Source organism: Streptomyces sp. NPDC096013, assembly GCF_044763565.1.
In the GTDB taxonomy this organism is placed as follows: domain Bacteria; phylum Actinomycetota; class Actinomycetes; order Streptomycetales; family Streptomycetaceae; genus Streptomyces.
Genome location: NZ_JBIWGK010000006.1, coordinates 543917 through 556684 on the forward strand (window position 1 = coordinate 543917; position 12768 = coordinate 556684).

Annotated in this window: 14 protein-coding genes and 1 pseudogene; 4 read left to right on the forward strand and 11 right to left on the reverse strand. The window is 70.0% G+C overall.

Annotation, left to right across the window (positions count from 1 at the left end):
* Window positions 1-232: 232 nt before the first annotated feature.
* The gene (locus ACIRB1_RS23380; protein WP_403466798.1) at window positions 233-1600 is read left to right on the forward strand and encodes an FAD-dependent oxidoreductase; all 1368 of its coding nucleotides are present in this window, start codon (window positions 233-235) and stop codon (window positions 1598-1600) included.
* Between the two features lie 203 nt (window positions 1601-1803).
* On the opposite strand, the gene ACIRB1_RS23385 is transcribed toward ACIRB1_RS23380, so the two are convergent.
* From ACIRB1_RS23385 to ACIRB1_RS23395, 3 genes are all read right to left on the reverse strand, one after another.
* Window positions 1804-2643, reverse strand: coding sequence for an RNA polymerase sigma factor SigF (locus ACIRB1_RS23385; RefSeq protein ID WP_403466799.1), 840 nt, complete (start codon window positions 2641-2643; stop codon window positions 1804-1806).
* Between the two features lie 255 nt (window positions 2644-2898).
* Entirely contained in the window at window positions 2899-3252 is a 354-nt protein-coding gene (locus ACIRB1_RS23390; RefSeq protein ID WP_352179672.1) for a PRC-barrel domain-containing protein, read from the reverse strand.
* A 191-nt stretch (window positions 3253-3443) separates the two neighbouring features.
* On the reverse strand, window positions 3444-3614 hold the full coding sequence (locus ACIRB1_RS23395) for a hydrophobic protein (RefSeq protein WP_266770719.1): 171 nt from the start codon (window positions 3612-3614) through the stop codon (window positions 3444-3446).
* Between the two features lie 180 nt (window positions 3615-3794).
* Between ACIRB1_RS23395 and ACIRB1_RS23400 the strand changes: the two genes are divergently transcribed.
* Window positions 3795-3971, forward strand: a complete 177-nt coding sequence (locus ACIRB1_RS23400) for a CsbD family protein (protein ID WP_352179671.1) — start codon at window positions 3795-3797, stop codon at window positions 3969-3971.
* A gap of 200 nt (window positions 3972-4171) precedes the next feature.
* Here the strand turns inward: ACIRB1_RS23400 and ACIRB1_RS23405 are convergent, their stop codons facing one another.
* Entirely contained in the window at window positions 4172-4561 is a 390-nt protein-coding gene (locus ACIRB1_RS23405) for an ATP-binding protein (RefSeq protein WP_403466800.1), read from the reverse strand.
* A gap of 677 nt (window positions 4562-5238) precedes the next feature.
* Between ACIRB1_RS23405 and ACIRB1_RS23410 the strand changes: the two genes are divergently transcribed.
* Complete coding sequence (locus tag ACIRB1_RS23410; protein ID WP_352179669.1) at window positions 5239-5574, forward strand: MerR family transcriptional regulator; 336 nt, start codon at window positions 5239-5241, stop codon at window positions 5572-5574.
* A 31-nt stretch (window positions 5575-5605) separates the two neighbouring features.
* On the opposite strand, the gene ACIRB1_RS23415 is transcribed toward ACIRB1_RS23410, so the two are convergent.
* Entirely contained in the window at window positions 5606-6868 is a 1263-nt protein-coding gene (locus ACIRB1_RS23415) for a phosphatidylserine/phosphatidylglycerophosphate/cardiolipin synthase family protein (protein ID WP_403466801.1), read from the reverse strand.
* A gap of 73 nt (window positions 6869-6941) precedes the next feature.
* Between ACIRB1_RS23415 and ACIRB1_RS23420 the strand changes: the two genes are divergently transcribed.
* The gene (locus tag ACIRB1_RS23420; RefSeq protein WP_403466802.1) at window positions 6942-7781 is read left to right on the forward strand and encodes a DUF1206 domain-containing protein; all 840 of its coding nucleotides are present in this window, start codon (window positions 6942-6944) and stop codon (window positions 7779-7781) included.
* Window positions 7782-7905: 124 nt separating this feature from the next.
* Here the strand turns inward: ACIRB1_RS23420 and ACIRB1_RS23425 are convergent, their stop codons facing one another.
* The 6 genes and pseudogenes from ACIRB1_RS23425 to ACIRB1_RS23450 form a co-directional block, all read right to left on the reverse strand.
* Window positions 7906-8520 carry a TetR/AcrR family transcriptional regulator gene (locus ACIRB1_RS23425; protein WP_403466803.1) on the reverse strand — a complete coding sequence of 205 codons (615 nt, stop codon included), beginning with the start codon at window positions 8518-8520 and terminating at the stop codon, window positions 7906-7908.
* A complete protein-coding gene (locus ACIRB1_RS23430; protein WP_403466804.1) occupies window positions 8520-9368 on the reverse strand; it encodes an oxidoreductase in 849 nt (282 codons plus the stop codon). Before ACIRB1_RS23430 ends, ACIRB1_RS23425 begins: the two co-directional genes overlap by 1 nt.
* 120 nt (window positions 9369-9488) lie before the next feature.
* On the reverse strand, window positions 9489-10436 hold the full coding sequence (locus ACIRB1_RS23435; RefSeq protein WP_403466805.1) for an SGNH/GDSL hydrolase family protein: 948 nt from the start codon (window positions 10434-10436) through the stop codon (window positions 9489-9491).
* A 218-nt stretch (window positions 10437-10654) separates the two neighbouring features.
* Window positions 10655-11158, reverse strand: a pseudogene (locus ACIRB1_RS23440) (MMPL family transporter); the annotation flags it as partial.
* Between the two features lie 197 nt (window positions 11159-11355).
* On the reverse strand, window positions 11356-11997 hold the full coding sequence (gene ribA / locus ACIRB1_RS23445; RefSeq protein WP_352179663.1) for a GTP cyclohydrolase II: 642 nt from the start codon (window positions 11995-11997) through the stop codon (window positions 11356-11358).
* Window positions 11998-12231: 234 nt separating this feature from the next.
* Window positions 12232-12729, reverse strand: coding sequence for a MarR family transcriptional regulator (locus ACIRB1_RS23450; RefSeq protein WP_352179662.1), 498 nt, complete (start codon window positions 12727-12729; stop codon window positions 12232-12234).
* Window positions 12730-12768: the final 39 nt, after the last annotated feature.

The following is a 12768-nucleotide window of genomic DNA, read 5'->3' on the forward strand; positions in this document are numbered from 1 at the left end:
CACCGCGCCACCGGGTGCCCATCTGATCGGCAGTAAGCCGAGCTGACGACCTCCATGCCAAAGCCGAGCCGGCGATTTCCGTGCCAAGCCGAGCCGGCGATTTCCGTGCCAAGCCGAGCCTACGACCACCACCACTCGTGAATTCGATGAACGTCTATGTTGACCCTTGTCGAATCAAGTGCCAAGCTGGCCGCGTAAGCCATCGACAAACGTCGAAGTAAAGGGGAGTCCAGTGAGCGCGCTCACCACCGACCAGTTGCCCGTCGTGGTCATCGGCGCCGGTCCCATCGGCCTGGCCGCCGCCGCCCACCTTGTCGAGCGCGGCATCGAACCTCTGGTCCTGGAGGCCGGCCCGGCCGCCGGGAGCGCCGTACGCGAGTGGTCGCACGTCCGTCTGTTCTCCACCTGGGGCGAGCTCACCGACCCGGCCGCCGAGAAGCTCCTCGCCCCGACCGGCTGGCTCCGCCCCGACGCCTCCGCCTACCCGACCGGCGGCGACTGGGCCGAGCGCTACCTCCAGCCCTTGGCCGACGTACTCGGTGACAAGGTCCGCTACGGCACGGCGGTGACCGGTGTGGCCCGGGCCGGCCGTGACCGCGTCGTCGACGCGGGCCGCGACGAGCAGCCCTTCACCGTGCACGTCCGGTCCGCCGACGGCCACGAGGAGCGGATCACCGCCCGCGCCGTCATCGACGCCTCCGGCACCTGGTCCACCCCCGGTCCGCTGGGCGCGGACGGGCTGCCCGCCCTCGGTGAGAAGGCGGCGGCCGACCGCATCTCCTACCGGGTCCCCGACCTCAAGGACCCCGCCGTGCGCGCCCGTTACGCGGGCAGGCGCACCGCCGTCGTCGGCTCCGGCGCCTCCGCCTTCACCGCCCTGGCCCTCCTCGCCGACCTGGCGGCGGAAGAGACCGGCACGCACGCGGTGTGGATTCTGCGGCGCGGCATCGGCTCGAACACGTACGGCGGTGGCGACGCCGACCAGCTTCCCGCCCGAGGCGCCCTCGGCCTGCGCGCCAAGGCCGCCGTGGAGGCCGGTCACGCCAGCGCGGTCACCGGCTTCCGTGCACAGGCTGTGGAACGCGACGGCGACCGACTGGTCCTCGTCGCCGAGGACGGGCGCCGCCTCGACCCGGTCGACGAGGTCGTCGTCCTGACGGGCTTCCGCCCCGACCTCTCCTTCCTCGCCGAACTCCGCCTCGGCCTCGACGAGCGCCTCCAGGCCCCGACCGCGCTCGCCCCGCTCATCGACCCGAACGTCCACTCCTGCGGCACGGTCTACCCGCACGGCGTCAACGAGCTGTCCCACCCCGAACAGGGCGTCCACCTGGTCGGCATGAAGTCCTACGGCCGTGCCCCCACCTTCCTCGCCATGACCGGCTACGAGCAGGTCCGCTCCATCACCGCCGCCCTCGCAGGCGACCGAGAGGCCGCCGAACGCGTCGAGTTGGTCCTCCCGGACACGGGTGTCTGCGGCGGCGCGGGCCTGTTCGACGAGCCGGAGAACGCCGAGCAGTCCGGCGGCGGTTGCTGCGCCGCCCCGACCACCCTCCAGATCGGCACCGGCGCCCCGGCCGCCACTACCGCCGGTGGCTGCTGAGCCGTGGATGACCGACCGTGGCGCCGGCTAGGAAGAGAGCGAGGACGGGAGCGAGGACGAGGGCGCGTACGCACAGCCCGTCGGGGCCCGTCCCGTCCGTCACGCACCGCACGTCGAGCGGGCCGCCCGCGCTCGAAGCGCTGGGCGACCCGCTGCGGCCGTTAGGCGGAACTCCCGCCGACACCGATCGTGTGCCGATGTGCTCAGTTCGTGGTGAGCATGCCCGCGCGGAGCTTGGTGAGGGTGCGGTTGAGGAGGCGCGAGACGTGCATCTGGGAGACGCCGAGGTGTTCGCCGATCTGGGCCTGGGTGAGTTCCTCGACGAAGCGCATGTGGATGATGCGCCGTTCGCGGTCGTCGAGTTCGGCGATCAGGGGGGCCAGGGCGTTGAAGTCCTCGACGAGTTCGAGGGCGTTGTCGTCGAGGCCGATGAAGTCGGCCAGCGCGGCTTCGCCGTCGTCGCTGGAGCTGATGGTGGCGTCCAGGGAGGCGGAGTTGTAGCCGTTGGAGGCGAGATGCGCCTCGTTGACCTCTTCCTCGCTGAGGCACATCAGCTGGGAGAGTTCCTTGACGGTGGGCATACGGCCGAGCCGGCTGCGGAGCTCCTCGTTGGCCTTGGCGAGCTGGACGCGGGCTTCCTGGAGGCGGCGGGGTACGTGCACGGCCCAGGAGGTGTCGCGGAAGAAGCGCTTGATCTCACCGGTGATGTAGGGGATCGCGAAGGAGGTGAACTCGACCTCGCGGCTGAGCTCGAACCGGTCGATGGCCTTGATCAGTCCGATCGTGCCGACCTGGACGATGTCCTCCATCTCGTCCTGGCTGCGGCTGCGGAACCGTGAGGCCGCGTACCGGACGAGGGTGACGTTCATCTCGATGAGGGTGTTGCGCGCGTACTGGTACTCGGGCGTGCCCTCTTCCAGGACGGCGAGCTGGTCGAGGAACAGCCTGGTCAGCTGACGGGCGTCCTTGGGCGCGACCTGCGAAGGGTCCGCGATCTCCGGCAGCACCCGGGTCTGTGCGTCTGCCGTCTTCGTCACCGTCATGTCAGGCCCCTCCCTAGTAGATCCAGCCCCCGTGCCGCCGGTTCCTTGTCCACCGACAATGATCGGCCTACCCGGGTTCCCGGAATGCATTCCCACTGATTTCAGATTGGTCCGCCGGCTGTCGTAGGAACGGGTACGCCGGTCCGTCCGTCCCCGTCCACGGCGCCTGCCCGGCCTGCCCCTTGGCCCTGGACGACGCAGGCGGGGCCGGCCGGAGCATCTCCGGTCGGCCCCGCCTGCGGGCTGGTGCTTGTGTCAGACCACGCGCTGGGTCTGGTAGTAGTCGGCGACCTGCTGGTGGTAGGCGGCGTCGCCGATGTGCCTGTCCTTGTCGAACTCGGGGGACTCCCTGATCTGGTCCCGCGTGAGGCCGACGTAGATCTTCCGCTCGTCCGGGTCGACCGAGTTCACCGTCCCGGCGGGCAGCAGGACGTGCTGGCCGAAGATCCATACACCGGTGTCGACGACGAGGTACGCGGCGGCGACGTCGTCCGAGTGCTTGTCGACCTTGCCGATGCTGCCGTCGGTGGCCTCGACGGTGTAGCCGATCAGGTCGGTGCCCGTGATGTGGCCGGTGGTCGGCTGATAGCCCCAGATGGTGTCACTCATGGAGAACCGCTCCCTCGTCGATCTCGTCGAGATTGTTTATTGCTCTCGTATTCGAACCGTGAAGTCGTGCGGGTGGCGTCGAATTCGACGACGTCTCCGCGTCTCCGCGGGACTTCGGAAATCCACGTGCCCCGGCCCGCCGCTCCCACACATTCACATCGGGAAGGAATGTGAGGAGAAGGAGCGCCGGCCTACCAGCGGTACCAGCGGCCGCGCTTGCCTCCGCTCGCCGTGGGGCGGATCACGAAGCCCAGGACCCATACGACCAGCACGATCACGGCGATCCACCACAGGGCCTTGAGTGCGAAACCGGCACCGAAGAGGATCAGGGCGAGCAGCAGAACGAGAAGAATAGGAACCATTGTTATCAACCTCCGATCATCCGGTTGCCCGGTGGAGCGATCTTCACTCCTGCGGATTTTCTGTGTTTCTCCGGTGGCCGGGAACCGCCGGGGGACGTGCGGCAACCGTCCGGTTTGAAGGTCGGATATGCGGTGAGACGGGTGGCGAACCTATTCCGAGACAGACAGGGGTGAGTGGTTGTGACCGCGGAAGAGAAGGCGAAGGCCAAGGCCGAGGAGGCCGAGGGCAAGGGCAAGAAGGTCGTCGGCGGAGCGGTCGGCAATGAGTCCCTCGAGGCCGAGGGGCGCGCCGAGGAGGCCAAGGGCGACCTGCGCGCGGCCAAGGAGAAGGCCAAGGACGCCATCAAGCCCAAGTAGGACACCACTCCTGACCACGAGTCCCGGCAGCCGACTGGCTGCCGGGACTCGTGCTGTCCGGGCCCCCGCAGCGCGTGAGGGACTTGTGCTGTCCGGGGTCCCGCCACCCGTGCGGGGCTCGTGCTGTCCGGGCCCGCATCACGCCTGGCGGGGGTGGGAGGGCCGGCTTCCGTGGCCCGTGCCGGTTCCCGGCGTCGGTCTCACCGGGCGAGGAAGGCCCTCACCGTCTTGCCGCCCGTCGGCTGGCGGGTCACCGAGGTGGTGTCGGCGAGGCGGTTGACCATGGGCCAGCCGAAGCCTCCCGTGCCGCCGTTCAGGTCGGGGGTGCGCATGCGGGGCACTTCCGGGCTGTCGTCGTGCACGGTCACCTCGATGCCGTCCCGGTGCGCGGTCAGCTCCAGGGTGCAGCTGCCGCCGCCGTGCCGCAGGGCGTTGGTGACGAGCTCCGAGACGACCAGGACCACGCTGTCGGCGCCCTCGGCCGCGAGCGGACGTACGAGACCGTCGAGAAAGTCCCGGGCGCTGTCGCGGGCGCCGGCGACGGAGGTCGCGGAGCGGGCGGGCGCGACGTCGAGGCTCATGGTGTTCATCGGGTCTCCCCGGTCTGTGGATCGTCTATGTCCGGTTCTGCCTGCCGTGTCTCGTTCCCCGGCCCGTGGCCGTTAACCAGGCGTTCAAGCCCTTCCCCCCGCGTCGTCCCTGTTCGAGGCCGATTGCCTCTCCGTCGAACACGCGGAAATCTGCGTTTGTCAGAGTAGACATTGGGCGGTGAGCGTGATTATGGTTCTCTCGTAGCTCGAAGAGACAGCAGGGCCCGGCAGACATGAACTGCCGGGCAGCAGTACACGCAGTTGCAGTACGCAGGACGGTGCGGTGGTGGAGTCGCGAAGCCAGAGCGGTTGCAGGACGGCGACGTGGCTGACGACCGTACCGGGTGGCCCGCGGTGATCAGGGGCCGCCATCAGCAGGACCGCAGTGCAGTACCCCATTTGTCAGCAGTTGATTCCAGAGGGAAGAACGGAGGAGCGAAGCGCCATCAGGATCGCCCGGGCCGACATCTTGAACCCGGGTACCGCAGGACATCGATAGTGAGGTGGTCTCCGGTCAAGCAACCGCGATCCCAGCAGCCCCGACACGATTCAGGTCAGGGCCGCCGAAACAGAAGGCCGGTGCCCGAACAGGGCCGGCAGATGGTGTAGCAGTTCCTTCGGGGCCTTGGTGCCGTTCGGCACCAAGGCCCCTCGACGCGTTCCACAGAGAGGTGCAGATGACAGCAGACGACTCGTTCGGCCGTATCGACGACGACGACTATCCCGCTTACACGATGGGCGGAGCCGCCGAACTGCTCGGCACCACGCAGGGCTTTCTCCGCGCTCTCGGCGAAGCCCGCCTGATCACCCCGCTGCGCTCCGCCGGCGGCCACCGCCGCTACTCCCGCTACCAGCTGCGCATCGCCGCCCGCGCCCGCGAACTCGTCGACCACGGAACCCCCATCGAGGCCGCCTGCCGCATCATCATCCTCGAGGACCAGCTCGAAGAGGCCCGGCGTATCAACGAGGAACACCGCAAGGCCGCCAAGTCGCAGCGCGCGGCGGAGGACTGACCCCTCGGCGTACGCCGGGTCGGCGGCCAGGTCAGAGGAAGCGTCGTATCGGCTGGACGGCCGCCTCCTTGGCGCGCTGGAGCAGGGCGCGGCGTTTCCACCGTCCCGCGCTGATGAGTTCGCTGTGCTCCAGGTCCTCCGTGAAGTGGCGGTCCAGTGTCGCGGTGAACGCGGGGTCCAGCACGGCGAGCATGACCTCCTCGTCGTGGTCCAGGGAGCGGCGGTTGAAGTTCGTCGACCCGATGAGGGCCGTGGCCCGGTCGACGGTGACGACCTTGGTGTGGAGCATGGTCGGCTGGTACTGGAAGATCTTCACCCCGCAGGCGGTGAGCTGCTCGTAGTAGTGCTGGCCCGCTAGCTGACAGACCCTCTTGTCGGTGTACGGACCCGGCAGCAGGATCTCCACCTCGACCCCCCGGCGGGCCGCGGCGCACAGCAGCTCGATGAAGAACGCGTCCGGCGCGAAGTAGGCGGTGGCCAGCCGGATTCTCTCCTCCGCCGTCTCGATCACCACGCGGAACAGGGTCTGCATGTCCTGCCAGCCGAAACTGGCCGAGCCCCGCACCACCTGCACCACGGACCCGCCCCGGGGGGTGTGGTCGGTGAACCGGTCGCGGTCGTCGAAGAGTTCGTCGTGGCACTCGGCCCAGTTCTGGGCGAAGGCGGCGGCCAGCCCGTCCACGGCGGGCCCGGTCACCTGCACATGGGTGTCGCGCCATTCCTCCGGGCCGCGCGCGTCCCCGCACCACTCCTCGGCGATGCCGACACCGCCGGTGAAGGCCGTCTCCTCGTCGACGACGAGGACCTTGCGGTGACAGCGATGGTTCTGCTTCAGCGGGGACAGGTACAGCGGCTTGCGGAACCAGGCCACCTGCACGCCGGCCCGCTCCATCGCCTCCAGCTGGTCCTTCTCGATCAGCCGGCTCCCGAAGCCGTCCAGCAGCAGCCGTACCCGCACGCCCGCACGCGCTCGTTCCGCGAGCGCTTCGGCGAACTGCCGGGCGATCTCCCCCTTCCAGTACACGAACGTCATCATGTCCACGGTGTGCCGGGCGGAACGGATCCGGCCCAGCATGGCGGCGAAGATCTCGTCCCCGTTGCGCAACGGGAGCAGCGAGTTGCCTTCCGTGGCGGCGATTCCTATCAGTCGTTCCAGCCGGCGTCTGGTGTGCCGGGCCCGTTCGTCGAGGACGCGATCGAGCTCCCGCGCGCCGCCGGTCTCCCCGGACCTGACGGCCCCCGCCGTCGCGACGGATACGGCTTCCGCGTCGGCTGTGTTCTGCGTGTTTGCCATGGCTGCACCTTCCTGGACATCGAGCTGACGACAAAACCGGGATGCCCCCGTACTTCGAGGGCATTCGGACGGCATGGCTACTGGATCGGCAACGGCACGCGGACAGGGACAGGCCCGCCGTGCGGCGAACAGCAAGACGGTCGCGGCGGCGGCCCGTGCGGGCTTCGTCGCCCGCGGGGTCATCTACGTACTGATCGGCGTCCTCTCCGTGCGGATCGCCTTCTTCGGCGGAGGTGAACAGGCCGACCGGGGCGGTGCGATCGCGGAGATCGCCCAGAAGCCCTTCGGCACGGTGCTGTTGTGGCTGCTGGGAATAGCCCTGGCCGGGATGTCCCTGTGGCGGCTGTCCGAGGCCGCCTTCGGACAGGCGGGTCCCGACGGCGACAAGCCGAGCAAGAGGGCGATGGCGGCGGGCCGTGCCGTCTTCTACGGCTTCGTGTCGTACTCCGTGCTCTCCTACGCGGCCGGGGACAAGAGCAGCGGCAGCGGCAGTTCCGACAAGAACTCCCAGGACGTCACGGCGAAGGCGCTGGACTGGCCCGGCGGGCAGTGGATCGTCGGCATCGTCGGTGCCGCGGTGACCGCGGCCGGGGTGTGGATCGCCGTACGGGCCCTCAGGCGCAAGTTCGAGAAGCATCTCAAGATGACGGAGATGTCCGCGAGGACGCGTCAAGTGGTCACGTTCCTGGGCGTGTTCGGCGGCACGGCCCGAGGTGTCGTCTTCGCCACCGCGGGAGGTTTCGCCATCGCCGCGGCCGTGCAGCACAAGCCCGGCAAGGCCAAGGGCATGGACGACACCCTGCGGACGTTCGCCGACACCCCGGTGGGCCCGTGGCTGCTGACGGTGATAGCGATCGGCCTCATCGCCTTCGGCGTCTTCTCCTGGGCCAACGCCCGCTGGCGCAAGGTCTGACGGGCCGCACGTCGTCGGCAGGGACGCCGGTGACGACGCGGCGGACGACTCCTCCGCCTGACGCCCCGCGAACGACGGCCGGTCCGCGCGTCACTCACGCGCTCGACCGGCCGTGTCGGCGGGGTCAGGCGGTCAGGCCGGCACTGGTCAGCCAGATGAGTTCGCAGGTCGCGGATGCCTTCTTCAGGTTCGTACGGGACTCCTGCGAGGCGTGGTAGAAGGTCCGCTCGATCATCCAGCACAGGGCGCGCCCCATCGCCGGCGCCTGGTCCGGGTCGGGGCCTGACGGGATGCCGGCTCGCTCCAGGACGGCGGTGATGGCCGAGCTGAACAGGTCGGCCGTACGGCTCCACAGTGCGCCGATCTCCGGCACGGTCAGGGACAGGTCGATCGCCGTGCGCATGACCAGGCCGTGTTCGTTCCACAGCTCGACCGTGCGCCGCATGGCCGCCGCGATCGCCTGGCGGGGATCGTCGGCCCGCGCGGTGACCCGGGACCGCTCCCACAGGTGCTCGACCGTCCGGGCCACGAGTGCCGTGACCACTTCCTGCTTGGAGCCGAAGTAGAAGTACAGGGCGCCGCGGGTGATGCCGGCGCCCTCGGCGATGTCGCCGACGGTCATGGCCTCGTAGCCCTTCCGCGCCAGCAGGGCTTCGCAGGTGTCCAGGATGGCCCGCTCCCGGACATCGCCCTTGCGTTCGGTGGCGCGTCGGCTTCGCGCGGGGTGGTGGCCGGGCATCAGAGCTGCGCACCCTCGGGAAAGTCGGTCGTACGCGAGAGCGTCTCCCAGGCGCGGATGTCCTCGTCAACGGCCGCGCGCGCGGCGGTGACCAGGCGCAGCGCGTCCGAGCCCAGGACCAGGTGGGCCGGCGGCCGCTCCACCGACGCGATCTGTACGACGGCGTCGCCGGCCTTGGCCGGGTTGCCCAGCTGGTTCCCGCTCGCCTTCTGCCGTGCTGCGCGGATCGGGGCGAACAGCTCGTCGTAGTCGTCGATGGACTGCGGGGTGCGTGTCATGGACCGTCCGGCCCAGTCCGTGCGGAAGGAGCCGGGCTCGATCGCCGTCACGTGGATGCCGAAGGGCGCGACCTCCTTGCCTAGCGCCTCAAGGATGCCTTCGAGCGCGAACTTGCTGCCGCAGTAGGCGGACAGACCCGGCACGGCCATGAGACCGCCCATGGAGGTGACGGCCATCAGGTGTCCGCGGCGGCGCCTGCGCATGTGGGGCAGCGCCGCCTGGAGGGTGGCCACCGCCCCGAGTACGTTCACCTCGAACTGCCGCCGCACCTCGGCCAGCGGGGTCTCCTCGAAGGTGCCCTCCAGGCCGTAGCCCGCGTTGGCGATGACGACATCCAGGGCGCCGACGCTCTGCTCCACCTCGTCGATCACGTCGGAGACGGCCTCGCCGTCCGTCACGTCCAGGATGCGGGCGTGAGCGTGCCCGGGGCCGAGCTCTTCGAAGGCCCGCAGGTCCTTCTCCGAACGGACCGTGCCGACGACGGTGTGTCCGGCGGCCAGGGCCGCCTGGGCGAAGGCCCGTCCGAGGCCCGTGCTGACACCGGTGATGAGCCACTTCTGTTCCCGCATTGTTCCTCCGGCCGGGACCTGGGAGGAGCCCGGTTGCTCTCCCTCACCCTAAAGTCTACACCGCGTCGATTTTTATCATCGCTGTGCAGATTATTGGGCTGCCTGGTCGATGTGCCCCCGTCAGAGCGCCGAATTGATCATGTGCAGGACCGCGTCCGCCATGCCCCGCTCGCCCCGCGCGTTCGGGTGCACCGGTGCCGCCGGGTTCTCCGGGGCGAGGGGTTCGATCCAGCGGGTGTCCTTCGGCGTGCAGGCGTTGTGGCCGGCGGAGGGGGTGTACGTGTCGACGTAGGTGGCCTTGGCGTCCGAAGCGCGCCGACGCAGCATGGAGTTGAGCTGCTCCTCCTTCTCGCGGAGGAAGGTCACGTCGCCCGGTGCGAGGGACATCTCCCGGCCGCAGTCGGCGCTGTCGGACGGCAGGATCGCCGGGTACGAGACGACGTAGACCCGGGCCCCGGGGGCGCGGCGCCCGACCTCGGTGAGCACGCGGGTGAGGCGGTCGGCCGCCGTGTCGATCTTCGCCGTGACCGCGTCGGAGCCGCCGTTGACGTAGGCGCGGGCGCAGGGGGCGTCCTCGGCGACGTATGTGCCGCTGCCGGCCAGTCGGTACAGGGCGCCCATCGCCACGCACCGCTTGATCATCGAGCCGAAGCCGATGTCGTTGCCGCCGATGCCGATGGTGACCAGGCGGGTATCGGACGAAAGGGCCCTGAGCTGCGGGGAGTTGGTGCCGTCGGCCGTATTCTGGGCGGAGGTGACGTCGGTGGTCGTGGCGCCGCCGCAGCTCACGTCGTGGAAGTCCCCTCCCTTCAGGCCGAGTCCGGCGGCGACGAGGGCCGGGTAGTTGCCGGCGGAGCGGTCGCAGCCCGCCGGGGTGCCGGTGGGGTCGGTGATGCCGGGTCCCGCGGTGTAGGAGTCGCCGAGCGCCACGTACGGGCCCTTCGCCGGGGCCGAGTAGGCGAGGCCGGCGTGGCCGCCGTCGCCGTCGCGGGTGACCAGGACGACCGTGAGCAGGGTGCCGCAGGCGAGCAGTCCGGCCACCCCGGCCTGTAGGGAGGTTTTCATCATGTGCCCTCTCTGGAAGGTGAGTCGGGGACGTCCACGGGCCCGGCGACAGGCGGGGGGAGTGTCCCGTCGCCGGGCCCGGGAGGTGCGCCGGTCCCCGTCCCCACGGAATCCGGGCACCACGAGGCCGCCACCGCTCTCGGCGGCCCCGGTCTGGGGGTCCCTAGGATCGGGGTGAGGCGGGCGGGGGTGTCGGGCACCGGTGCCGGGACCCCGTGGGTCAGGGCGCCGCCGCCGGCCTCGACGGTCGGGCCCGCGTCCCGGGCGGTGTCGACGGCCCGTTCCAGGTGGGTCTTGGCGGCGCCGGTGAGGTCGTCGGCCCTCACCTCGAAGGTGACGGTGGAGTACGCCGTCGTCGCGTCCTTGCTCACCGCCCGCGCGGTGAACGGGTCGTTGGCGGAGGCGACTTGGGAACCGTCGGCCGCCTCCGTGACCAGTTTCCCGATCGCCGCCCTGTTGTCGGCCGCGGTGACCTTCTCGCCGTTCGGGGCGACGAAGACGATCCGCGCGCTCGCACCGTCCGCCGCGGTGCCGGGAAGGCGCCGCTCCAGCAGGTCGAAGGCGCGCCGCGATTCGATGCCGGGCATCGTGAAGCCGTCGTCCGGGGCGGCGGGCGCCTGGGTGGCCGCGAAACCGACGGCGCCGAGGACCGCCACCCACGCCAGGGTGACGCACCAGCGCCACCGGAAGGCCGAACGGCCCAAGCGGTAAAGGAGAGTTGCCATGGCTGGGGAGGGCCTCCACGTCGGCGGTCGGTCGAGAGACAGATCCGGATCGAGATCCGGAACAGATCCCGGTCGAGTCCGTGATCGTGGTCTCAAGCCTTCCGGCGGCGGCCCCGCGGCACGAGGGGGTGCCCTCCCGAAGGGATGGTGCAGCCCGCTACACCACCGCCGCGCGGCTCAGCCCCGCGCCGGCATCGTCACCCCGCGTGCAGCTCGGTCAACTGCCCCAGCGGCAGGGTGTGTTGGGTCTGGAGGACCTTCGCGCGCAGATACCGGACGTTGTGCGGCGTGGTGAACACACCGGTCGGCACCCGGTCCCGCACGTCGATGCCGAGCCCGCGCAACTGGTCGGCCTTGTCGGGGTTGTTGGAGAGCAGGTCCAGGGAGGTGATCCCGAGGGCGGTGAGCATCTGCGCGGCGGCCGTGTAGTCACGGGCGTCCTCGGGCAGGCCCAGCGCGGTGTTCGCGGCGTAGGTGTCGAGGCCCTGGTCCTGGAGGGCGTACGCGTCGAGCTTGTTGTAGAGGCCTATGCCGCGGCCCTCCTGGCGCAGGTAGAGCAGGACGCCGCCGCGCTCGGCGATGCGCTCGACGGCCTCGCGCAGCTGGGGCCCGCAGTCGCAGCGGGCGGAGCCGAAGACATCGCCGGTGAGGCACTCGGAGTGCAGCCGGACCAGCGGGGTGGTGCCGGGGGCGGGGTCGCCGAGGACGACGGCCACGTGTTCCTGGCCGTCGGTCAGGCCGTGGAAGGTGACGAGTTCGGCGTCGACGCCGTAGCCGTCCTGGAAGCGCAGCGGTACCCGGACGCGGGCACGCGGGGTGGCGGCGGGGAAGTCGTGCATGCGGGTCTCCGTGGTCCGGCGGCAGGAACTCCGGGATGTGCTTCAGTTTTGAAGCACATCCACGATCACGGAGACTACCTCATGCTTGAAATTTGAAGCAACAGGATTGTGGGACGGGTCACGGACGCCGTACCGACACCGAACGCCTTGCGAACACAAAGGGGGCGCCGGACGCCCTACGAACACAAAGGGGGCGCCGGACGCCCTACGAACGCGAAGGGGACGCCGGACGCCTTACGAGCACGAGGGGGTGGAGCGCCGTCGCCACGGCACGTCCTCCGGCTCCTCCAGCGCCCGCGCGATCCCCGCGCTGATCTCCTCCAGCTGCCCCACTTGTTCCGGGGTGAGGTGATCGAAGACCGCGGCCCGTACGGTCTCGACATGACCCGGCGCCGTACGCTCCAGCACGGCCATCCCCTCGTCCGTCAGGACGGCGGTGCTCCCGCGCTTGTCGGAAGGACACCCCTCCCGCCGTACGAGCCCGTCCTTCTCCAGCCGGGTCACGGCGTACGTCAGCCGGCTCCGGGTGATCTTCGACTTCTCGGCGAGGTCGGTCATCCGCAGCCGCCGGTCCGGCGCCTCGGAGAGGTTGGCGAGGATGGAGTAGTACAGGTGGGGCATGCCGGCGTCCTGCTGGAGCTGCCGGTCGATCGCGTCCTCCAGGAGGTGCGTCGCGGCGATGTACGCGCGCCAGGCGCGCTGCTCCTCGGCGGTGAGCCAGCGGGTCGTCATGCCCCCAGTGTAGTTTTGTTTCAAACTTGAACCAAGCCC

What these genes read in the sequence shown, in the direction of transcription:
- ACIRB1_RS23430 (WP_403466804.1), bottom strand. Translation starts at nt 9,368, where the DNA reads ATGCGGGAACAGAAGTGGCTCATCACCGGTGTCAGCACGGGCCTCGGA.
- ribA (WP_352179663.1), bottom strand. Translation starts at nt 11,997, where the DNA reads ATGCACGACTTCCCCGCCGCCACCCCGCGTGCCCGCGTCCGGGTACCG.
- ACIRB1_RS23385 (WP_403466799.1), bottom strand. Translation starts at nt 2,643, where the DNA reads ATGACGGTGACGAAGACGGCAGACGCACAGACCCGGGTGCTGCCGGAG.
- ACIRB1_RS23435 (WP_403466805.1), bottom strand. Translation starts at nt 10,436, where the DNA reads ATGATGAAAACCTCCCTACAGGCCGGGGTGGCCGGACTGCTCGCCTGC.
- ACIRB1_RS23415 (WP_403466801.1), bottom strand. Translation starts at nt 6,868, where the DNA reads ATGGCAAACACGCAGAACACAGCCGACGCGGAAGCCGTATCCGTCGCG.
- ACIRB1_RS23420 (WP_403466802.1), top strand. Translation starts at nt 6,942, where the DNA reads ATGGCTACTGGATCGGCAACGGCACGCGGACAGGGACAGGCCCGCCGT.
- ACIRB1_RS23410 (WP_352179669.1), top strand. Translation starts at nt 5,239, where the DNA reads ATGACAGCAGACGACTCGTTCGGCCGTATCGACGACGACGACTATCCC.
- ACIRB1_RS23450 (WP_352179662.1), bottom strand. Translation starts at nt 12,729, where the DNA reads ATGACGACCCGCTGGCTCACCGCCGAGGAGCAGCGCGCCTGGCGCGCG.
- ACIRB1_RS23425 (WP_403466803.1), bottom strand. Translation starts at nt 8,520, where the DNA reads ATGCCCGGCCACCACCCCGCGCGAAGCCGACGCGCCACCGAACGCAAG.
- ACIRB1_RS23390 (WP_352179672.1), bottom strand. Translation starts at nt 3,252, where the DNA reads ATGAGTGACACCATCTGGGGCTATCAGCCGACCACCGGCCACATCACG.
- ACIRB1_RS23395 (WP_266770719.1), bottom strand. Translation starts at nt 3,614, where the DNA reads ATGGTTCCTATTCTTCTCGTTCTGCTGCTCGCCCTGATCCTCTTCGGT.
- ACIRB1_RS23405 (WP_403466800.1), bottom strand. Translation starts at nt 4,561, where the DNA reads ATGAACACCATGAGCCTCGACGTCGCGCCCGCCCGCTCCGCGACCTCC.